We start from the raw sequence: 21,743 nt of genomic DNA on the forward strand, positions 1-21,743 counted from the left end.
TTGGCGCCGAGCGAGGCGACCTGTTCCTTGACCGCCGGACGCACATCGGTTGCCGTCACCACCGCGCCAAGCCGGCGCGCCGTGGCTATCGCCTGGAGCCCGGCAACACCGACGCCCATGATGAACACCTTGGCGGCGGGCACGGTGCCGGCCGCCGTCATCATCATCGGAAGCGCGCGGTCATATTCGCAAGCCGCATCGATCACCGCCTGATAGCCGGCAAGATTGGCCTGGCTCGACAGAACGTCCATGACCTGCGCCCGCGTGATGCGCGGCATGAGTTCCATCGTGAAGGCCGTCACCCCCGCATCGGCCAGCGCCTTGACCGCCGCATCGTTGCCGTAAGGGTCGAGCATGGCGATGACGACAGCACCCTTCCTGTAAGCCTTGAGCTCGGCCGGTGACGGCCGGCGCACCTTCAGCACCACATCGGCCCTGGCGACATCGCCGGCCTTGCCGATCACAGCCCCCGCCGCGACAAACTCGCCATCCGGTATGCGCGAGGCAACGCCCGCGCCCGCCTCGACGACAACCGCAAAGCCGAGGGCTGTCAGCTTCTTGACCGTCTCCGGCGAACCGCCAACCCGCGGCTCGTCGATCTCTTTCGGTATGAACAGTGTCTGAGCCAAGCTCTCACCCCCAAGCAAGTTAAACACAACAAAGCCAGTGATCCCGTAACAAGACCAGCGCGGCTAGGGCTGTTGGTATTCAAGTTCCGACGGCCTGCAGATGGCGTTGTTCTGCACTAGAGCAACTACGCCTCGATATTCTTTGAAAAAGGCGAACGGAGTGCGTCACGATGCCATGACAAGCCTCGCCTCCGCCACTTCGGGGAAGGTCGGATAGAGCCCCCTCACGCGTCCCATCTGCTGGGCAAGCGCAAGCACGCTGTCGATATAGGGCGTTTCCACGTCGCAAAGCCGGCCCATCTCCTGCACGGATGTCAAAAGCGCGTCGAGTTCGATCGCGCGGCCCTTGTCGACATCCTGCAGCATGGACGTGCGGTGCGCGCCAACGCCCGCCGCGCCATCAATGCGGCGCTCGACATCGACCCTGAATGTCGCGCCGAACTTTTCGCCGATAGCCTGGGCCTCGAGCATCATGTTGCGCGCCAGCGCCCGTGTACCCGGGTCGGTGGCGACGATGTCGAGCGTCGCACCCGTCAACGCGGAAATCGGATTAAAGCAAAGATTGCCCCAAAGCTTCACCCAGATGTCATTGCGGATGTCGTCATAGAAACGTGTTTTCAAACCGCCAGCCTCCATTACAGCTGCCAAGCGGCTAACCCGTTCGCTGTCGCTGCAATCCGGTTCGCCGAGACCAAATTGATTGCCGTAAATGTGCTTGATGACGCCGGGACCAGCGATTTCCGTGGCGGGATAAACGGTGGCGCCGATGACCCGCTCGGGTCCAATCGCATTCCACTGACGGTTATCCGGATCGACGCTCTGCAGCCTGAGACCGGCCACGCTCGGACCCAGACCATGAAAATACCACCAGGGAAGTCCGTTCTGGGCTGTCACCACTGCAGTGTCCTTACCCAGAAGCGGCGTCATGTCCCCGGCAACCTGCCACGCCTGGTGCGCTTTCAGCGTGACGATCACATAATCCTGAACGCCCAGCTCGCCCGGCTTGCTGGTAGCAGGCATGAGCTCGATGATTTCCGCACCGTCCATGAGGAGTTTCAATCCGTTTTGCCGGATCGCGTCGAGATGCGCACCCCTGGCAACGATAGAGACGTCGGCGCCACCGCGCTTGAGCATCACTGCCATATAACCACCGATCGCGCCGGCGCCGTAAATGCAGATCTTCATTTGTGTTCCTCCTGCTCGCCCTTTCTGGATCGTTCTGTCCCCATTTGATCGTCAGGGATCTGTTCTTGTCACTTGCTCCAGCCCAGTGACTTTACCGACAGGCAGACATGCACCAAAGGCATCTGTCTTTCTGATCTGTGGTATACATAATCCCAAGAAAATCCCGGATGTCAATCCTGCCCACGGGAGTGCAAAGAGGATTCGACGAGAAAGACGCGAGGGAAATGCCTTGCGAGCAAGGGCAAGCCGCTCTTGCGGGTGGCAAAACACCGCAGCGTGGACCATGATACATGTCCTATATCATTGGGGTGTCTCTCCATTGCATTCCGGGCGCTCTCCCAACGCCCGCAAATACGCCATTTCGGAATAATAAATGAAGTCACGTTTTCTGCCGGATACCTTCACCCTGCTGCTTGTATCGACGGTGGTTTTCGCATCATTCCTGCCGATCGGCGGCATCGCCGCGGATTACTTTGGATTGGCGACAAAGGTTGCGATCGGACTTCTCTTTTTCCTGCATGGTGCAAGGCTATCGCGCGACGTCGTCGTAGCAGGCCTTCTGCACTGGAAACTGCACATAGTTATTCTGGCAGCCACGTTCGTCCTGTTTCCCTTGTTGGGATTGACCACAAGCTTTCTCGTTCCCGAAATCTTGTCGCCGTCGTTCTACGCCGGGATAATCTTTCTTTGCGTCTTGCCTTCCACGGTCCAGTCCTCCATCGCATTTACATCGATGGCAGGGGGGAATGTTCCGGCGGCAATCTGCGCGGCCTCGGCATCGAACATTTTCGGGATGTTCCTAACGCCGTTGCTGGCCGGCGTCTTGCTCAGCGCCAGCGGGCATTCCGGTTTCTCTCTAGACGCCCTGCAGTCGATTTTGCTGCAGTTGCTTGCGCCGTTCGTGCTAGGCCAGATCCTGCAGCCGTTGATCGGCAATTTCATCAGAAGCAAGAATAAAATTCTCATGCCGGTCGACCGGGGATCAATTCTTATGGTCGTGTATTCGGCGTTCAGCGCGTCCGTAAATGAAGGATTGTGGCAGACCACGTCCTTGCACGATCTGGGCATTCTGCTGGCGATCGATATCGTAATCCTGGCGATCGTCCTCGCGGTTACGATGTTTGGCAGCCGCTTGCTCGGCTTCTCCAGACCGGACGAGATCGCGATCACATTTTGCGGGTCAAAGAAAAGTCTCGCAAGCGGCGTTCCCATCGCCAATGTTCTGTTTGCGGGGCAGGCCATTGGCAGCATCATCCTGCCAATTATGCTTTTCCATCAGATACAGCTGATCGTTTGCGCTGTTATCGCCCGCCACTATGCCAGTGCAAACATTCGGGAAAAAGCCGCTGCGGTATTGTGACATTTGCTCGAGATCGGCCGCTTAGAGCTCTTCCGGCCGCTTGCCGCCCATGGCCCGCGTCAGCTCATCAGCCGCCTCGCGGATAACCGGACCGAGCACGATCAGCTTTTCCCTCGGTAGCCGCACGGCAGGGCCTGAAATCGACATTCCAGCGATGGCTTCGCCATGCTCGTTGAAGATGGGCGCGGCGATGCAGCGCATGCCGAGGGTGTGTTCCTCATCATCTATCGACCAGCCACGCGAACGGATCTCCTGAATGTTCTTGAGGAGCGCCGGAAGCGTGTCCAGCGTATGATCGGTGAAATGGGCAAGTTGCTTGCCGCCAACGGTCCGGCCAATTTCGGCGTCGGACCACGTGGAAAGGATGGCCTTGCCAATGCCAGAAGCATGAATGGGGCCACGCCGTCCGGGCCGGTAAAAGGCACGCATCGGCGCATGGCTTTCGACCTGTGAAATGAACACCACATCGCCGTCATCCTCGATGCCGATATTCGCGGTTTCGCCGCATTCCTCCATCAGCCGCTTCAGGAAACGGCGACTGATCGTGCCAAGCTTGCGGAAGCGCAGGAACGCGTTGCCGATGGCGAAAGCCTCGACCCCGATAGTCCAGTCGCCCGTTTCCGGATCATGGGCGACCATGCCGTGGTTTTGCAACGACGTCAGCAGGCGATGGATGGTCGAAGGCGCGAGACCGGTCTGGTCGGCAAGCTCGGAGAGCGCCGAGCCATCATGATCGGCGATGATAGCAAGAAGTTTCAAGCTCCTGTCGAGGACCTGCACCGAAGATGGCGCCGCGTCCGCTGCAGCCTTGCGACCCCTTTTGCCTTTGACCGGTTCGATAACAGACACAATCGCTCCCTTGTTCCACCCCATGGCACGATCCAGCCATAGACCGGCAAAGCGGATTTATCCAGTTTTATTGAAAGTCATTATTTCCACAGAATGAGAATAATTTCCATTATAGGTTGATATATGCGAATTTTGGGTTACAGTTCCACCAAAATCTGGAGGAATGATCATGACAAAAATGCGTGCCGTTGATGCGGCAGTTCGTATCCTGGAGAAGGAAGGGATCGATTGCGCCTTTGGCGTTCCGGGGGCTGCCATCAATCCGTTTTATTCGGCGCTGCGGGCACGCGGCACGGTCCGCCACATTCTGGCGCGTCACGTCGAGGGCGCTTCGCATATGGCGGAGGGTTATACCCGTGCCGAAGCCGGCAATATCGGCGTCTGTATCGGTACCTCGGGCCCGGCCGGAACGGATATGATCACCGGCCTTTATTCGGCGTCCGCCGATTCCATTCCCATCCTGTGCATCACCGGGCAAGCGCCGCGCGCCCGGCTCGACAAGGAAGACTTTCAGGCGGTCGATATCGCGTCGATTGCCAAGCCCGTGACCAAGTGGGCGGTGACCGTGATGGAGCCGGGGCTTGTGCCCTATGTCTTCCAGAAGGCTTTCCATATCATGCGCTCGGGCCGTCCGGGTCCGGTGCTGATCGATCTGCCGATCGATGTGCAGCTGGCGGAGATCGAATTCGATCCCGACACCTATGAACCCCTGGAACCCTACAAGCCGGCAGCCACGCGGGCGCAGGTTGAGAAGGCACTGACGATGCTCAACGGGGCGGAGCGCCCGCTGATCGTTGCCGGCGGCGGTATCATCAATGCCGACGCTTCCGATCTGTTGGTCGAGTTTGCCGAGATTACTGGCGTTCCGGTTATTCCCACATTGATGGGCTGGGGGACGATTCCCGATGATCACCGGCTGATGGCCGGAATGTGCGGTCTGCAGACCTCGCACCGCTATGGCAATGCCACGATGCTGGCCTCGGATTTCGTGCTCGGAATTGGCAATCGCTGGGCCAATCGCCACACAGGCAATGTTGCGACGTATACGGAGGGGCGAAAGTTCGTCCATGTTGACATCGAGCCGACGCAGATCGGCCGGGTCTTCTCTCCGGATTTTGGCATCGTGTCCGATGCAGGAAAGGCGCTGAAGCTTTTTCTGGATGTTGCGACCGACTGGAAAACCGCAGGCAAACTGCGCGACTGGTCAACATGGGCGGAGGAATGCCAGGAGCGCAAACGGACGATGCTGCGCAAGACGCATTTCGATCAGGTGCCGCTGAAGCCGCAACGCGTTTACGAAGAAATGAACAAGGCGTTCGGTCGCGACGCCTGCTATGTGACGACGATCGGGCTCAGCCAGATCGCGGGGGCACAGTTCCTGAACGTCTATAAACCGCGAAACTGGATCAATTGCGGACAGGCCGGTCCGCTCGGCTGGACCCTGCCGGCGGCGCTCGGCGTGCGTGCTGCCGATCCGCACCGGCCGATCGTCGCTCTCTCGGGCGATTATGACTTCCAGTTCATGATCGAGGAACTTGCGGTCGGGGCACAGCATAAACTGCCTTATCTGCATGTTGTCGTGAACAATTCCTATCTCGGCCTGATCCGTCAGGCGCAGCGTGGCTTCGACATGGATTTCGAGGTCAGTCTGGCCTTCGACAATATCAACGCCTCCGGCGATGCGGAGAAGGGCTATGGCGTTGACCATGTCGCTGTCGCGGAAGGACTCGGCTGCAAGGCCATCCGGGTTCGCAGCCCTAACCAGTTCACCGAAGCGTTCGAAGATGCGAAGGCGCTGATGGATGAACATCAAGTGCCGGTGGTCATCGAAGTCATTCTGGAACGCGTCACCAACATTGCAATGGGCATGGATATCAACGCGGTCGTCGAGTTCGAGGAACTCGCGGAGCGGCCCGAAGATGCGCCAACTGCAGTTGCAGCGTATCTCGACTGAGGAGAAAAACATGCCGAAATTTGCAGCCAATTTAACGATGCTTTTCAATGAGGTGCCGTTTCTCGAACGCTTTGCGCTGGCAAGCGAAGCCGGATTTGAGGCGGTGGAATACCTCTTTCCCTATGACTACAATGCCGCGGAACTGAAGCAGGAACTCTCCGATAACGGGCTTGTTCAGGTGTTGCACAATCTGCCTGCCGGCAACTGGGCAGCGGGCGAGCGCGGCATTGCCGTCTTACCCGACCGCATCGATGAGTTCCGGCGCGGCGTCGTCATGGCAATCGACTATGCGACGGCGCTCGGCTGCAAGCAGGTCAACTGCCTTGCAGGTGTTGCGCCGGCGGGACTGAACGATGACGTCTTGCGCTCCACCTTCGTCCATAATCTGAGGCTTGCTGCGCAAGAGCTTGCAAAATATGACGTTCGGCTGTTGATTGAACCGATCAACACCTACGATATTCCGGGGTTCTACCTGAACACGGTAGAGCAGGCCGCTTCGATTATCGCAGAAGTCGGCAGCGATAATCTGTTCGTTCAGTACGATCTCTACCACCAGCAGCGCACACGCGGCGAACTCGTCGCCACCTATGAGCGCCACAAGGAATTGATCGCGCATGTCCAGCTTGCCGATAATCCCGGTCGCAATGAGCCCGGTACCGGCGAGATCAATTATCCCTTCATTTTCAAAGCTTTGGATCAGGCCGGCTATGATGGCTGGATTGGCTGCGAATACAAACCAAAAACAGAAACGCAACGCGGCCTTGCCTGGTTGAACGAAGCTTCAACAACGCAAAAACACGCGGATATCATCAGGATGAGGAGCTGACCACATGGCGGACATAGGTTTTATCGGGCTTGGTATCATGGGAACACCCATGGCGCGCCATCTACAGGATGCCGGGCACGAAGTTTATACGTCGAAGTTCTTCATTGAACCGAAACAGGAGCTTATCGACAATGGCCTGAAGATTGTCGAGAGCCCAAAGGCTCTGGCTGAAAGGACCGACATCATCATCCTGATGCTGCCGGATACGCCGGAAGTGAAGGACGTTCTCTTCGGCGAGAATGGCGTGATCTTTGGCTTGAAGTCCGGCAAGCTTGTCATCGACATGAGCTCGATTTCGCCTATCGATACCAAGGAGTTCGCCAAGAAAATCCGCGAAACCGGCAGCGAATATATCGATGCGCCGGTGTCCGGCGGCGAGGTTGGCGCTAAGAATGCAACGCTGAGCATCATGGCAGGCGGCGAGCAGAGCGCTTTCGATCGCGCCTTGCCACTCTTCAAATTGCTGGGCAAAAACATAACCTTGGTCGGTGATTGCGGTGACGGCCAGGTGACCAAGGTCGCCAATCAGATCATCGTTGCGCTGACCATCGAAGCCATATCGGAGGCGCTTGTATTGGCGTCGAAAGCAGGCGCCGACCCGGCTCGGGTACGTGAAGCCCTGATGGGGGGCTTTGCCTCCTCCCGCATTCTGGAGCTGCACGGCGAGCGTATGATCAAGCGGACTTTCGATCCCGGGTTCCGCATATCGCTGCACCAGAAAGACCTCAATCTGGCGCTGCAAAGTGCCAAAACACTGGGCGTTTCACTGCCTAACACCGCCTCGACGCAGGAATTGTTCAACAGCTGTGCCGCAAACGGCGATAGTGGTCTCGATCATTCCGGTCTGGTAAAGGCGCTCGAACGCATCGCCAATCACCAGGTCGCCTGAACGGAAACTCTACTGCGGCGGTCATCTGACGCGATTTTCTGTGCTTCCGGTGCTCACGTACTTAAGTACGCTGCGCTCCGGTGCTCGAAAGCCACGCCCCACGGCTCGCCGCAGCGACTTTCCAAACGATACCCGCTTTGACCTGTAATGATCTTCCCGTTCATCCCCAAGTTGTGGATTTCGGCACCGACAATTTTCGCCGGGCAATTGCCATGAGGCGTGTTGAGAAGATAAGACCCTCACCATAGCCTCCCGTTTCCCAGTTCTGGCGAGAGTTCAACCATGGCGAGCAATACACCACCGCGGATCCTCTGTGTCGGGGCGCTGACCATGGATACGATTTTCCGGCTCGACCGGTTGCCGCCGGGGCCCGGCAAATTCATTCCGCTCGAAGCGATCGAAATTGCCGCAGGCATGGCGTCGAGTGCCGCCACAAGTATCGCCCGCCTTGGCGGCGATGTTTCGCTCTGGGCGTCCGTCGGGCCGGACGATATCGGCCGGCGGGTGATCGAGGAACTGACTGCCGAGGGCGTGGACTGTTCTCACGTTCGGCGCATCGAAGGCGCTCGTTCAGCTTTCTCAACCATCTTCGTCGATGCCGTGGGTGAACGGATGATCGTGCCTTACTACGATCCGGAGCTCTTGTCCGCACCAGAAACAATGCCGCCGATCTCCGATGGCACCTACGACGTCGTCATGACAGATGTACGCTGGCCGCTGGCCGCTGCGCAAGCGCTCAAGGCGGCACGGCAGGCTGGCGTCCACGGCGTCCTCGACGCTGACACTGCTTCGCTTGATACGCTGGAAATGCTGATGCCGCTGGCTTCGCATATCGTCGCCTCCGAGCCGGCGGCGGAGAAGGTGACGGGTGAAAGTGACCCGGAACGGGCAGCCGTTGCTCTTGCAGCACTTTATGGCCGTGACGGCGAATTCATCGCTGTGACCGGCGGCGACAAGGGCTCCTTCTGGTACGACGATCTGGAAGGCGAAGTCCGTCACATGCCGGCCTTCCCCGTGGAGGCTGTGGACACGCTTGCGGCGGGCGATGTTTTCCACGGGGCATTCGCCTTTGGCCTCGCGCGCGGCTATCCGATATACCAGATCATGCGCTTTGCCAGCGCTGCCGCCGCGATCAAATGTTCCCGCTTTGGCGGCCGGGCCGGCGCGCCGGAGAAATCCGAAGTCGACGCGCTTCTTTCCCAACATCCTGACGACTAAAGCCTCACTGTAAAAAGTCAGTGCGTTCTTGTTGACTTTTAACTGACATGTTAGTACGTATCTAGTCGTAAACGACATGGAGAAACAAGTGGCTCGAGATCGATTTGGGCTGTCCGCCGCCCTAACCACGCCGTTCGATGCCGAGATGCGTATCGATGTGGCGAAGGCCGTTAAGCACGCGCGTCACTGCCTGAGCAGCGGCTGCAGCAGCGTGACACTATTCGGAACGACAGGCGAGGGCTCCTCGATCGGTGATGAGGAGCGGGGAGTCATTATCCAGGCGTTTCTCGACGCCGGGATAGGACCGAAGCAGATTGTTGTCGGCGTCATGGCCAACTCTTATGTCGACGCGGCCGTCCAGTCGCGCCATGCGCTCGACGCGGGTTGCCGTGGCGTATTGCTCGCTCCTCCGTCCTATTTCAAGAATGTCAGCGACGACGGGCTGTTCGTCTGGTTTTCGTCGGTCTTTGAGGAGATCGGTTCGGGGGCGAGAGACATTTTCCTTTACAATATTCCTTCCGTTACCGCCGTTGAAATTTCAGTCGAACTTGTCAGTCGTCTGCGCGAAGGTTTCCCTAAAGTCGTTTCCGGTGTGAAGGACTCATCCGGAAACTGGGCCTTTACCGAAAAGCTGCTGGCAAAGCACAATGATCTGGCAATTCTTATCGGTGACGAACGCTCACTTTCCGCCGGTGTTCGCCTCGGCGGGCAGGGTGCGATTTCCGGCATGGCAAATCTCTACGCGGACCGTCTTTTGCCAATGGTCAATGAAGGCCGCGACGATCCGGCGATGATCGAGGCGGTCAATGAGCTCTTGAAATTTCCGGTCACCCCGGGGGTCAAGGCCTTGGTCGCCTACCACGCCGGCGATGATGGGTGGCGCCGGGCACGCGCGCCGCTGCAGGCCCTATCGGATTTGGACTACAAGCGACTGACCGGCATCTTCGACCGCTTGTTTGTGGCAGCTGCCGCGTAATAATGGGGGAAGCGATACGAGTCGGGAGGACGGGCATGGATGATGGTAACGAGCCGGTGAGGCTGCGAGAGAAGGCCTATGCGAGCTTCACGGAGCATCTTCTTGCCCGTGATATCAATCCGGGGCAATTCGTTTCGCAGCGTCAGCTTGTTGCAATGACCGGTATGCCGCTTGGAGCCATTCGCGAACTTGTGCCTCGCCTTGAAGCCGAGGGGTTGGTGAAGACGATTCCGCAGCGTGGCATCCAGATTGCGCATATCGATCTCAATCTGATCCGTGAGGCCTTCCAGTTCCGCCTGTTCATGGAAAAGGAAGCAATTGCACTCTTCTGCGTTTCGGCATCCGATGAACTATTGGCCCGGCTACGCAAGGAGCATGAAGATACCCTCGAGGAGGCGCTGCAAGGCAAGGAGACGCCCGAGCTCGAATTGCGCGCTCAGACGATCGACTGGAACCTGCACGAAACGATAATCGATTCTCTTGAGAACGGGATTATCGGCAGGGCCTACCGGATCAATGCGATCAAGATGCGCCTGATCAACCAGGAGCGTTTCCGCATCACGGGCCGCGTCGTCCCGGTCATGCGCGAGCATCTGGCCATCCTCACGGCGATCGAAACCCGCGATCCGCAGACGGCAATGGATGCGATGGCCGTGCACATCAGCAATGCGAGGAATTTGGCACTCAAACTTTAGAAACATCGGCAATGGGAGTTGCCGTGCAGAGTCACAAGAGGAGGAAACAATGAGCATGAACTTCGTCAAACCGACGCGGCGCCAGTTCCTGGCCGGGTCGGCGGCACTCGGTGCAGCGAGCATCACCGGCCTGAGGCCGGCATTTGCCGCCGTCGACTGGAAGAAATATGCGGGTACGACGCTTGAGGTCAATCTGATCAAGAGCCCGCGCGGTGATATCCTGCAGAAATACCAGAAAGAATTCGAAGAGCTGACAGGGATCAAGGTCAATGCCGAACAGACGCCCGAGCAGCAGCAGCGCCAGAAGGCGGTCATCGAGCTCACATCCGGCAAGCCAAGCTTCGATGTCATCCATATCAGCTATCACGTGCAGAAACGTCAGTTTGAGAAAGCTGGATGGCTCGCCGATCTGACGCCGTTCCTGAAGGATCCGAGCCTCACCGAGGCTTCTTTGACCGAGAGCGATTTTGCGCAGGCGGGTCTCGATTTTGCCAAGGATAAGAATGGCCGCTTTGGCGGGCTTCCCTTCTCGGTGGATTATTGGATCATTTACTGGAACAAGGATCTGTTCGCCACCAAGGGCATCGAATACCCGAAAACGTTTGAGGAACTTGTCGCTGCCGCTGAAAAGCTGACCGACAAGGACGCCGGCACCTATGGGTTCGTTGCGCGCGGTATGAAAAACGCCAATACGCCGGTATGGGCAAGCTTTATGCTCGGCTATGGCAAGAGCACCGTGATGGACGGGAAACTGCAATCGGACACGCCGGAATCCATCGAGGCCGCCAAACTCTACCAGCGTCTGATGACCAAATCCGCGCCGCCCGGCGTGACAGGGTTCAACTGGGCCGAGTGCCAGTCGAGCTTCCTGCAGGGCAAGGTTGGCATGTGGATGGATGGTATCGGCTTTGCGCCGCCGCTGGAGGATCCCAAAAAGTCGCGTGTTGTCGGCAAGGTCGGTTACGGCGTCATGCCGAAGGGCCCCGGCGCACAGGCCGCCCCGACATTCGGCGACGGGATCGGCGTTACCGAAGGCTCATCGAAGAAAGAAGCAGCCTACCTATATTGCCAGTGGGCGATTTCGAAGGAGATGGGCGCGCGTCTGCTTCAGTCCGGCTCCGGCGTTCCCTTCCGTAATTCGGTGCTCAACGACCCGGAAATCCTGAAAGGCGTCACCATGCCAGCCGAGTGGGCAAGCGTGCTTTCAGAATCCGCAAAGGTGAGCCAGCTTTGCCTGCCAGTCATCGTACCGGTTACCGAATTCCGTGACGTGATGGGTGTCGCCTTGACCAATGTCATTGGCGGCGCCGATCCGGCAGCGGAAATGAAGCGTGCCACGGAAGAATTCCGCCCGATCCTGGAAAAAAGCGAAGCGTAGCGTAGCAGCATGACAATTACCGCCTCGACCATGACCAATGATCAGCAAAGTGAAAAGGTCAAGAACGGCGATGGCCGGTTTACGCCGAGCTATTGGCCGTTCGTTATCCCGGCGCTGGTCATCGTCGTGGCGGTGATTGTTTTTCCGTGGGTGTTCACCCTGTGGATGAGTGTCAATGAGTGGCATCTTGGCGGAGAAAAGAGCTTCGTCGGCTTTGCCAATTTTGTACGGCTCGCAGGCGACGCTCGCTTCTGGCAATCGATGGGCCATACGGTGGTCTACACCGTCCTGTCCGTCGTGGCACCGCTGTTTCTCGGCACGATTGCAGCGCTGGTCTTCGACAGCAAGTTGCCGATGCGCGGGCTTTTGCGCGGTATATTCGTCATGCCGATGATGGCGACACCCGTTGCGGTCGCCCTCGTCTGGACGATGATGTTTCATCCGCAACTGGGAGTTCTCAACTATCTGCTATCGCTGATCGGTATCGGCCCGCAGGAGTGGATATTCAACCAGAACACGGTGATCCCTTCGCTGGTGCTGGTCGAGACATGGCAATGGACACCGCTGGTCATGCTGATTGTGCTTGGCGGCCTAGCTGCCATGCCCCGCGACCCATTCGAGAGCGCGGAGATCGACGGGGCGAATGGCTGGCAAAAATTCCGCTACATCACCTTTCCGATGATCCTGCCATTCATGATGGTGGCTGTGATCATCCGTTCCATCGATGCCTTGAAAAGCTTCGACATCATCTTCGCCATGACGCAAGGCGGGCCGGGTACAGCATCGGAAACGATCAATATCTATCTCTACAATGTCGCCTTCGCCTACTACGACATCGGCTATGGTTCGGCCATCGCCGTCGTCTTTTTCATCGTCATCATCACCATGTCGCTTGCGCTGCTGCATCTGCGCCAGCGGACCAAGTGGAACAGCTGAGGGCCGGGAAAATGCTGCTTCGCAACCTGCTGAAATGGTCTGGCACCGCCTTCATCGTCGTCGTTATCGTGTCGCCCGCAATTTTCTTCTTCTTGTGGATGCTGTCACTCTCGTTGAAATACGAGATAGACAACGGCGCCTATCCGCCGATCTTCATTCCGGAACAGTTTGCCTGGTCGAACTACAGCGATATCTTCGCCGCCAATGACTTCCTGCATTATTTCTGGAACAGCCTTCTCGTGACAGGGACTGCGACAATCCTCGCGCTGCTCGTTGGTGTGCCTGCCGGCTACGGCATCGCAAGGTTGAAAGCGGACAAGTCCGCGATCGTCATCATGATTGCACGCATGACGCCGGGCCTTTCCTATCTGATCCCGCTGTTCCTGCTGTTCCAGACGCTGGGCCTGCTCGGTACGCTCTGGCCGCAGATCATCATCCATCTCGTGGTGACGGTGCCTATCGTCATCTGGATCATGATCGGCTATTTCGAGACGACACCGATCGAACTTGAAGAAGCGGCGATGATCGATGGCGCGACCTCGTGGCAGGTGTTCCGTCTCGTGGCGCTGCCGATCGCCAAGCCGGGCGTTGTTGTGGCGCTGATCCTTGCGGTTATCTTCTCCTGGAACAATTTCGTCTTTGGCATCGTGCTGGCCAGCCGCGAAACGCGAACGCTGCCCGTTGCAGTCTACAACATGCTCTCGTTCGAGCAGGTCAGTTGGGGACCACTTGCGGCGGCAGCCTTCGTGGTGACATTGCCGGTGCTGTTGCTCACCGTCTTCGCTCAACGTCAGATCATTGCGGGGCTCACCGCTGGCGCGGTGAAATAGGCCTATACGCCGTAGCGTTCGGTGCGGATGATGGCGGCGGGCACATCCGCGCCGATCAGTGCGTCGGCCGCGGCATTGACGAAGGCGTTCGATCCGCAGACGAAGACTTCTTTGGGCTGCGAAGGCATACGAGCGAGGACATCCAGAATCATTGCCGGGTCGATACGCCGCGTGTAATCGCTCTCCTGCGATGCTGGCTCGCGCGTCAACGTCAAGACCAGATCGAAGCCGTTGCCAGACTGATTGAACATCTGCAGTTCGTCATGGAAGATCAGTTCGTCCGACGTTCGGGCGGAATAGAGCAGGAGGATAGGCGCCGGCGACTGCTGGGCAGCACGGTGACGGACCATCGAAATGAGCGGCGCCACACCGGAGCCGCCGCCGATCAAGAGAATTGGCGCGCCATCCTCGACGGTCCAGATGAAATGCCCGCCGATCGGACCGCGAAGCTCGATCTCATCGCCGATCGCAGCGACCTCGTGGAAGAAGGCCGATACTTCGCCATCCTCCAGTCTTTCAATGGCGAGTTCGATGATCTCGCCCTGCTCCGGTGTCGAGGCAATCGAATAGCTGCGCTGCGCTTGATAGCCGTCCGGCGCGCTTAACCGGACATCCACGTGCTGCCCCGGCCGGTAAGCGAAGGGCTGGGATGGCTGGAGGAAGAAGCTGACGACACGCGGGGTCTGCCTGACGATTTCGGTGATGGTTGCGCGCTGCCATTCCGCCTTTGTTGCGGGTATCTGATCTGACATGCCTCAATCGCCAGTGTAGCGTTGTTCGCGCCACGGATCGCCATAGATGTGATAGCCGCGCAACTCCCAGAATCCCGGTTCGTCACGCTTGGTGAATTGCAGGCCGTTGATCCACTTCGCCGATTTCCAGAAGTAAAGATGCGGAACGAGCAATCGCGCCGGGCCGCCATGATCGGCCGTCAGGGGCTGGCCATTGTAAAAGGTGGCGATCATCGCCTTGCCGCCGACCAGATCTTTGACGGGCACGTTGGTCGAATAGCCATCGAAGGAATGGGCGAGGGCAAACTCGGTCGGTGGTTCGATACCGGCCTCGGCGAAAATATCGTCGATCAAAACGCCCTGCCATGGTGTATCCAGCTTCGACCAGGCGGTGACGCAATGGATATCCCGGGTGAACTTCGTCTGTGGCAACGCATTGAATTCGGCCCAATTCCAACTGATCAGCGGCTTTGGCCCATCCTTGAGCGTTAAGGACCAGTCTTCGGTCCGCACGCGCGGCGTCGGGCCCGCCGACAGGACGGGAAAGTCCTCGGTCAGCGTTTGACCTGGCGGGATGCGGTCTGTGATCTCAGGCGGTTGGCGCCGGCCAGTAAAGCCGCGTGTCGTCATGGTGATAAAACTCCTAGCACCTTATACAACCACAAAGGACTGCCGCGGCCAAGACCGGACCCGGTCAACCATGGTTGATCATGATGTGGCGCACGGCAGTGTAATCTTCCAGCGCATAGACCGACATGTCCTTGCCGTAGCCTGATTGCTTGACACCACCGTGGGGCATTTCATTGGTCAGCATGAAGTGCGTATTGATCCACGTGCAACCATATTGCAGGCGCGATGCGGCTTTCATCGCCTTGGAGATATCCTGTGTCCACACCGAAGAGGCCAGGCCGTAGTCACTGTCATTGGCCCAGGTGACGGCTTGGTCATCATCTTTGAAGCGCGTGACCGAAACGACCGGACCGAACACCTCGCGGCGGACGATCTCATCCTCCTGCGTCGCGCCGGCGACCACGGTCGGCTGGAAGAAGAAGCCATCCTTGCTCCCTGCGCCGCCGCCGGTAGTAATCTCTATGTGCTTCTGCTCGGTCGCCCGCTCGACGAAACTCGCAACACGATCGCGCTGACGGCCGGAAATCAGCGGACCGATTTCGTTGACCGTGTCATCGGCATCATTGTATCGAATGGTGGAAACGGCGGAGGTGAGGTCAGCGACGAGCTTTTCGTAGATACCGTCCTGCGCATAGATGCGGCAGGCAGCGGTGCAATCCTGCCCGGCGTTGTAGTAGCCGAAAGTACGGATACCGTTGACCACGGCCTCGAGATCGGCATCGTTATAAACGATCACAGGGGCTTTGCCGCCTAATTCGAGATGCGTGCGCTTGACGGTTTTTGCCGCAGCTTGCAGGACTTTCTTGCCAGTGGCGATATCGCCGGTGATCGAAACCATGCCGATCTTTGGATGGTTGATCAGCGCGTTGCCGACGGTTTCGCCGCGTCCGAGAATAACGTTGACGACGCCCTCGGGAAGAATATCCGCCAGCAGGCGCGCCATTTTCAACGCGGTCAGCGGCGTCTGCTCGGACGGCTTGAACACGACCGTATTGCCGCCGGCGATCGCAGGCGCCAGTTTCCACGCCATCATCATCAACGGGTAATTCCACGGCGCGATAGAACCAACAATGCCGATGGCATCGCGCCGGATCATGGAGGTGTGGCCCGGCAGATATTCACCTGCCACCGGCGAGGTGAGGGTGCGCACCGCGCCGGCGAAAAAACGCCAGCAATCGATAATCGCTGGCATCTCGTCATTGCGCACCGCGTTGATAGGCTTCCCGCAATTCAAGGCCTCAAGCGCAGCGAAATCATCCGCATGTTTCTCGATCGCGTCTGCGATCTTGAGCAGGTACCCGGAACGTTCGGCAGGAGTAGTGCGGGACCAAGCGGAGAAGGCACGTTCCGCCGCATCGACGGCGGCATCGATCTGGCCATGAGAGGCCTCGGCGAGGTCGATGATCTTGGCGCCGGTCTTCGGGTTGAGCACATGCTCCTCCGCTTCCGTTCCGGCCTCGAACTTTGAACCGATCAGCAGTTTTGTGTCCATGACATGTTCTCCCATGTTATTTGCCTGAGCCGGCGATCTGATCGCCGTCGCGTGTGAGGTAGTAGGCGCCGAGGATCGGCAGGAAAGTGACGATCACCACGACCACGGCCACCACATTGGTCACGGGTCGTTGGCGCGGGCGGATCAATTCCTGCAACATCCATATGGGCAGCGTGGATTGCTGTCCGCCGGTGAAGGTGGTGACGATGACCTCATCGAAGGAAAGCGCGAAGGCGAGCATTCCGCCGGCCAGCAGCGCGGTACCGATGTTTGGCAGGATGATGTAGCGAAATGTCTGGAAGCCATTGGCGCCGAGATCCATCGAGGCTTCCATCAGAGAACCCGACACACGGCGGAAGCGCGCGACGGCATTGTTGTAGACAACGACGATACAGAAAGTCGCGTGACCGAGCACGATGGTCCAGAAGGAAAATGGGATATCCGCCAGGCTGAAGGCCGAGCGCAGGGCTATGCCGGTAATGATGCCGGGCAGGGCGATCGGCAGGATCACAAGAAGAGATATCGTCTCGCGTCCGAAGAAACGCGTCTGGCTGACTGCGGCGGCGCAGAGCGTGCCGAGCACCAGAGCGATGATCGTCGAGATCGAAGCGACACGCACCGATAGCGACAGCGCCTGCCAGACATCGGCCCGCTCCCACGTCACCGCAAACCATTTAAGAGTGAGGCCGGGCGGCGGAAACTGATAACTCTTCTCCTCCGTGGTGAAAGCGTAGAGAAAGATCGACAGCAGCGGTAGATGCAGGAACAGGAGCCCGCCAGCGGCAGCGAGCTTCAGGCCAAGGGGAGCGGATGTGGATTTGTCAGAGCGCATCGAAGGCTCCCATTCGCCGCGCCATCCACAAGTACAAGCCCATGATGATGATCGGCACGACGGTGAAGGCAGCCGCCAGTGGGATATTCCCTGCCGTGCCCTGCTGGGCATACACCGCCTGGCCGATGAACAGTCGCGATGAGCCAATGATTTGCGGAATGATATAGTCGCCAAGCGTCAGCGAAAACGTGAAGATCGATCCCGCGACAATACCGGGAAGCGCAAGGGGAAACAGCACATGACGGAACGTCTGTTGCGGCGTTCCACCGAGATCGGATGATGCCTCGATGAGATTGGTCGGGACACGTTCCAGTGCTGCCTGGATGGGCAGGATCATGAACGGCATCCAGACGTAGACGAAGACGATGAAGGTGCCCGTATAACTCACCGACAGGGAGTTGCCGCCGATGACAGGGAGCGAGAGCCACGCGTCCAGCAACCAGAGAAGGTTCAGCTTGGTCACGAGCCAGGTGAGAATACCTTCCTTGGCGAGGATGAGTTTCCACGCGTAAATCTTGACGAGATAGCTGGACCACAGCGGCAGCATGACGCCGAGATAGAAGATGGCCTTCCATTTTCCCCTGGCGTAACGGGCGGCGTAGTAGGCGATCGGAAAAGCGATGACCGCCGAAAACAAGGTCACGATCGCAGCCATCAATATGGTGCGGATGATGATGTCGAAATTGGCATCGTTCAAGAGCTGCCTGTAAGTGGCAAGCGTGAATTCGTAGTTGATGAGGCCGGAATAATCGTCGATCGAAAAGAAGCTCTGCAGCAGCAGGGCGAGCAAGGAGCCGAGATAGATGATGCCGAGCCAAAGCAGCGGCGGGCCGAGCAGAATGGTGAGAAACACGTGGGGGTGTTTCCAGAGAAAGTCCGAGACACGCCCTGCGAAGCTGCCACGCCCGGTCTGGATCGCGTGTTGTTGAGCGATGGCGCTCATGACGCTGCCTCCATCAGGTGCAGGTCGGCGCGGTCGAAGCTCAACTTCACCGGGTCGCCTTCGGCGGGAATTGAAGTGGCAGCCGGGCTCATGACATTGATCCTGATGCCGTTGACATTGACCAGAACGCGGTTTGCCGCACCAAGGAAGCTGCGCGACAGAACAGTGCCATCGACGACGAGCCTGCCGTTGCCACTTTGGTTCAGAGCGATCGCCTCAGGCCGCAAACTGGCAAATTGCGCCGCCGCACCCAGCTGTGCAACGAACTCGGGTGGCAGGATATTCGACGAACCGACGAAATCGGCGACGAAACGTGTTCGCGGCTGCTTGTAGACCTCTTCCGGCGTCCCGAGCTGCTGAATTCTGCCATCGTTGAATACAGCGATGCGATCCGCCATCGACAGAGCTTCACCTTGATCATGGGTGACGAAAACAAAGGTGATGCCGAGGGACTTCTGCAAGGATTTGAGTTCCTCCTGCATCTGCTCGCGCAACTTCAGATCGAGCGCGCCGAGCGGCTCGTCCAGGAGCAGGACTTTCGGCTTGTTGACGAGAGCCCGAGCGAGCGCCACACGCTGGCGTTGCCCCCCGGAAAGCTGGCCGGGCCGACGCACGCCGTATCCGGGCAGTTTGACCATGGCCAGCGCGTCTTCCGCCGCTTTGCGCCTTTCTTCCCTGGCGACGCCCTTGACCATGAGACCATAGGCGACGTTGTCCAGGATACTTAAGTGGGGGAACAGCGCGTAATCCTGAAAGACCGTGTTGACGCTGCGGCGGTAGGGCGGCACACCTTCGGCGGTCTCGCCGAAAATCTCGATATGTCCGGCTGTAGGCTGTTCAAATCCTGCCATCAGCCGCAGGCAAGTGGTCTTGCCCGAGCCGGAAGGGCCAAGCATGGCAAAAAACTCACCTTCCGCAACCGCGAGATCGACAGCGTCCACGGCGCGCACAGCACCGAAATGACGCGATACGTTTTCGAACAGCACAGCAGCGGTCATGGCTTTGCTCCGGGGTAATGCACCACCCTAACCCTCCCCCTTGTGGGGAGGGACGGACCGCAGGTCCGGGGAGGGGGCTTCTGAAATCTCAACAACGCAACCAGTTCAGGGGGGCTTCAAAAGACCCCTCTGCTGGTTCGCAGCCTCTCTCCCCACAAGGGGGAGGGCTGGAAGCCTAGCCGCGAAATCTAGCGCCCGCCGATCACGCCGATATAATCGGACACCCAGCGATGATACGGTACGCATTCGCTCTGGGTTTCGCACTTGGATACTGGCGTTCTCCAGAACTTGATCTTGTCGAAGTCGTTATAGCCGTTTGTCGCGCAACCCTCGTCGGTCAAGAGTTCGTTGCCCTTGCAGGCTGCTCCAACCGAAGGATTGGCGCCGAACCAAGCCGAGACGTCACCCTGAACCTTGGGTGAAAGCGAATGTTCCATCCACATATAGGCACAGTTCGGATGCTTGCTGTCGACGTGCAGCATGGTTGTGTCGGCCCAACCCGTTGCGCCTTCTTCAGGGACGACCGAGGCGATGGGCTTTTTCTCGGCCTTCAACAGGTTCACCTGGAACGGCCATGAGCCGGAAGCGACAACGCCTTCATTCTTGAAATCATCCACCTGGATCATGGCATCGTGCCAGTAGCGGCCGGCGAGCGTCCGCTGCACCCGCAGGATATCGAGCGCTGCCTTGTACTGGTCTTCGTTGAGTTCGTACGGGCTTTTGATGCCAAGCTCAGGCTTGTGGGCCATCAGATAGTTGGCGGCGTCGGCAATATGGATCGGCCCGTCATAGGCCTGAATGCGACCCTTGTTCGACTTGCCATCAGGCAAGGTCATTTCCTCGAACACCACGTTCCAGCTGGTCGGCGCCTTATCCTTGAACGCTTCGGTGTTGTACATCAGAACGTTCGGACCCCATACGTAAGGCACGCCATAATGAACGTCCTTGACGGTGTGCCAGGGCGCATTCTGCATGCGTTCGTCGAGCGTCTTCCAGCTTTTGATAAGGTCCGTATTGATCGGCTGAACGCGCTTGCCGGCAACGAGACGCAGCGACGCATCGCCAGATGCCGTAACGAGATCGAAGTCGCCTTCGTTCATGAGCGCGACCATTTCGTCGGATGTTGCAGCAGTCTTGACGCTGACCTTGCAGCCGGTCTCCTTTTCGAATCCCGTGACCCAATCATAGGCCTTGTCGGTGTCGCCGCGTTCGATATATCCGGGCCACGCAACGATGGAGACTTCGCCTTCTCCCTTGCCGATTTCTTTCAGCGCTTCCTGGGCGAGGACCTGCGTGGTGAATGCGAGGGAAAGCGTAAGTGCAGTGCAGGATTTCAAAAACTGCTTCATCTCAATTCTCCCGTTTGGGCCCTGGTTTCAGGGCATATGTTCCCGGTAAGAAAAGTGCCTTGATTTCTCCGTATTCGCAAATTCATTTATCAGAAGGTTGGTATCGGAAATTCCGATATCAGCGGTTTCGGCCGCTGCGCAGGGCTTCGGCTATACCGACGAAATCCCGGGCGGCCTGGGGCAGGCTGGAACCCTTGCGCCAGACCATGCCGACCTGCACTACGGGGAGCGCACCGGATACATCGCGGCTTTCGATGCGATCGCCTTCAAGCGACCACGGACGGTAGACGAGATCGGGCAACAGTGCGATCCCGGCGCCGGTGGCGACGAGACTGCGGACGGCCTCAACCGAGCGGGTGCGGAAGGCGACATGCGGACGCGCGCCCAGGGCAGTCAGGAGTTTGCCGGTGTTCTCCTCGATTTCGTCGACGGTCAGCATGATAAGCGGCTCCCTGGCGATATCGTTGATCGAGATGATATCCGCGCTGACCAACGGATGACCGAGTGGCAGCCACAATCTGTAGGGTGAGGTCTCGATAATTTCCGCCTGCAGAGCCATGCGATCACGGAGATTGGATATGACCATGACCGCCACATCGAGTTCACCGCCCACCAGCAGATGTTCCAGATAGGAGCCATTATCTTCTATGGCGCTGACCTCGACCCCGGGAGATGCGCGGCGGAAGCGGGCGAGAAGGTCCGAAAGGACATATCCTGCGACGAGCGATGTTACACCGAGGTGCAGCTTGCCCGCCTGCTTTGGCACTTCTTCGGAAAACGAGCGTCTTGCATCTGAGACATCGGCGAGGATCTTCGTCGCATGGCGGAGAAACTGGTGGCCGTTATAGGTGATATCGAGGCCGCGTGGATGACGTTCGAAAAGTTCGACGCCGAGATCACTTTCAAGTTCCCTTATTGCCTCGGTAATGGATGATTGCGAAATCGACAGATTTTGTGCGGCGCGGGTGATGGAGCCCTGTTCCGCGACGGCGACGAAATACTGCAATTGCCTGATGGTGAATGCCATTCGCCGAGTTAATAGA

Annotated in this window: 20 protein-coding genes and 1 pseudogene; 10 read left to right on the forward strand and 11 right to left on the reverse strand. The window is 58.3% G+C overall.

Annotated elements, in window-relative coordinates; genetic code table 11:
* Nucleotides 1-629 (reverse strand): annotated as a pseudogene (locus tag J2X72_RS24405) (NAD(P)(+) transhydrogenase (Re/Si-specific) subunit alpha); the annotation flags it as partial.
* A gap of 165 nt (nucleotides 630-794) precedes the next feature.
* Nucleotides 795-1,814 (reverse strand): 2-dehydropantoate 2-reductase, encoded by a 1,020-nt coding sequence (locus J2X72_RS24410; protein WP_310076236.1) that lies wholly within the window; start codon nucleotides 1,812-1,814, stop codon nucleotides 795-797.
* A 373-nt stretch (nucleotides 1,815-2,187) separates the two neighbouring features.
* Here J2X72_RS24410 and J2X72_RS24415 point away from each other — a divergent pair, with 373 nt between their 5' ends.
* Entirely contained in the window at nucleotides 2,188-3,174 is a 987-nt protein-coding gene (locus tag J2X72_RS24415) for a bile acid:sodium symporter family protein (RefSeq protein WP_210005749.1), read from the forward strand.
* Between the two features lie 21 nt (nucleotides 3,175-3,195).
* Here J2X72_RS24415 and J2X72_RS24420 read toward each other — a convergent pair whose 3' ends face one another.
* The gene (locus J2X72_RS24420; protein WP_405044775.1) at nucleotides 3,196-4,047 is read right to left on the reverse strand and encodes an IclR family transcriptional regulator; all 852 of its coding nucleotides are present in this window, start codon (nucleotides 4,045-4,047) and stop codon (nucleotides 3,196-3,198) included.
* Between the two features lie 145 nt (nucleotides 4,048-4,192).
* Between J2X72_RS24420 and gcl the strand changes: the two genes are divergently transcribed.
* From gcl to J2X72_RS24465, 9 genes are all read left to right on the forward strand, one after another.
* On the forward strand, nucleotides 4,193-5,977 hold the full coding sequence (gene gcl, locus J2X72_RS24425) for a glyoxylate carboligase (RefSeq protein WP_310076238.1): 1,785 nt from the start codon (nucleotides 4,193-4,195) through the stop codon (nucleotides 5,975-5,977).
* Nucleotides 5,978-5,987: 10 nt separating this feature from the next.
* Complete coding sequence (gene hyi / locus J2X72_RS24430) at nucleotides 5,988-6,803, forward strand: hydroxypyruvate isomerase (RefSeq protein ID WP_210005755.1); 816 nt, start codon at nucleotides 5,988-5,990, stop codon at nucleotides 6,801-6,803.
* A 4-nt stretch (nucleotides 6,804-6,807) separates the two neighbouring features.
* Complete coding sequence (locus J2X72_RS24435; RefSeq protein ID WP_210005758.1) at nucleotides 6,808-7,692, forward strand: 2-hydroxy-3-oxopropionate reductase; 885 nt, start codon at nucleotides 6,808-6,810, stop codon at nucleotides 7,690-7,692.
* A 282-nt stretch (nucleotides 7,693-7,974) separates the two neighbouring features.
* On the forward strand, nucleotides 7,975-8,910 hold the full coding sequence (locus J2X72_RS24440; RefSeq protein ID WP_310076240.1) for a sugar kinase: 936 nt from the start codon (nucleotides 7,975-7,977) through the stop codon (nucleotides 8,908-8,910).
* 88 nt (nucleotides 8,911-8,998) lie between these two features.
* Nucleotides 8,999-9,886 (forward strand): dihydrodipicolinate synthase family protein, encoded by an 888-nt coding sequence (locus J2X72_RS24445; protein WP_310076242.1) that lies wholly within the window; start codon nucleotides 8,999-9,001, stop codon nucleotides 9,884-9,886.
* Between the two features lie 35 nt (nucleotides 9,887-9,921).
* The gene (locus J2X72_RS24450) at nucleotides 9,922-10,581 is read left to right on the forward strand and encodes a GntR family transcriptional regulator (RefSeq protein WP_210005764.1); all 660 of its coding nucleotides are present in this window, start codon (nucleotides 9,922-9,924) and stop codon (nucleotides 10,579-10,581) included.
* Nucleotides 10,582-10,636: 55 nt separating this feature from the next.
* Complete coding sequence (locus J2X72_RS24455; RefSeq protein ID WP_405044776.1) at nucleotides 10,637-11,959, forward strand: ABC transporter substrate-binding protein; 1,323 nt, start codon at nucleotides 10,637-10,639, stop codon at nucleotides 11,957-11,959.
* 30 nt (nucleotides 11,960-11,989) lie between these two features.
* A complete protein-coding gene (locus tag J2X72_RS24460) occupies nucleotides 11,990-12,895 on the forward strand; it encodes a sugar ABC transporter permease (protein ID WP_310076269.1) in 906 nt (301 codons plus the stop codon).
* 11 nt (nucleotides 12,896-12,906) lie between these two features.
* Entirely contained in the window at nucleotides 12,907-13,725 is an 819-nt protein-coding gene (locus J2X72_RS24465; protein WP_210005770.1) for a carbohydrate ABC transporter permease, read from the forward strand.
* A gap of 2 nt (nucleotides 13,726-13,727) precedes the next feature.
* Here the strand turns inward: J2X72_RS24465 and J2X72_RS24470 are convergent, their stop codons facing one another.
* The 8 genes from J2X72_RS24470 to J2X72_RS24505 all read right to left on the reverse strand — a co-directional run bounded on the left by J2X72_RS24470 (nucleotide 13,728) and on the right by J2X72_RS24505 (nucleotide 21,727).
* Complete coding sequence (locus J2X72_RS24470; protein ID WP_210005772.1) at nucleotides 13,728-14,477, reverse strand: ferredoxin reductase; 750 nt, start codon at nucleotides 14,475-14,477, stop codon at nucleotides 13,728-13,730.
* 3 nt (nucleotides 14,478-14,480) lie between these two features.
* The gene (locus tag J2X72_RS24475; protein WP_310076248.1) at nucleotides 14,481-15,086 is read right to left on the reverse strand and encodes a sulfite oxidase-like oxidoreductase; all 606 of its coding nucleotides are present in this window, start codon (nucleotides 15,084-15,086) and stop codon (nucleotides 14,481-14,483) included.
* A 64-nt stretch (nucleotides 15,087-15,150) separates the two neighbouring features.
* Nucleotides 15,151-16,578 (reverse strand): gamma-aminobutyraldehyde dehydrogenase, encoded by a 1,428-nt coding sequence (locus J2X72_RS24480; RefSeq protein ID WP_310076250.1) that lies wholly within the window; start codon nucleotides 16,576-16,578, stop codon nucleotides 15,151-15,153.
* A gap of 16 nt (nucleotides 16,579-16,594) precedes the next feature.
* Nucleotides 16,595-17,410, reverse strand: coding sequence for an ABC transporter permease (locus J2X72_RS24485; protein ID WP_310076251.1), 816 nt, complete (start codon nucleotides 17,408-17,410; stop codon nucleotides 16,595-16,597).
* The gene (locus J2X72_RS24490) at nucleotides 17,400-18,353 is read right to left on the reverse strand and encodes an ABC transporter permease (RefSeq protein ID WP_210005776.1); all 954 of its coding nucleotides are present in this window, start codon (nucleotides 18,351-18,353) and stop codon (nucleotides 17,400-17,402) included. The genes J2X72_RS24485 and J2X72_RS24490 overlap by 11 nt, the downstream gene beginning before the upstream one ends.
* Complete coding sequence (locus J2X72_RS24495; protein WP_310076254.1) at nucleotides 18,350-19,351, reverse strand: ABC transporter ATP-binding protein; 1,002 nt, start codon at nucleotides 19,349-19,351, stop codon at nucleotides 18,350-18,352. Before J2X72_RS24495 ends, J2X72_RS24490 begins: the two co-directional genes overlap by 4 nt.
* Before the next feature lie 188 nt (nucleotides 19,352-19,539).
* Nucleotides 19,540-20,700, reverse strand: coding sequence for an ABC transporter substrate-binding protein (locus tag J2X72_RS24500; protein ID WP_210005778.1), 1,161 nt, complete (start codon nucleotides 20,698-20,700; stop codon nucleotides 19,540-19,542).
* A gap of 118 nt (nucleotides 20,701-20,818) precedes the next feature.
* A complete protein-coding gene (locus J2X72_RS24505; RefSeq protein ID WP_310076256.1) occupies nucleotides 20,819-21,727 on the reverse strand; it encodes a LysR family transcriptional regulator in 909 nt (302 codons plus the stop codon).
* Between the last annotated feature and the right edge of the window lie 16 nt (nucleotides 21,728-21,743).

This window comes from Phyllobacterium sp. 1468, from assembly GCF_031455525.1.
Classification (GTDB): domain Bacteria; phylum Pseudomonadota; class Alphaproteobacteria; order Rhizobiales; family Rhizobiaceae; genus Phyllobacterium.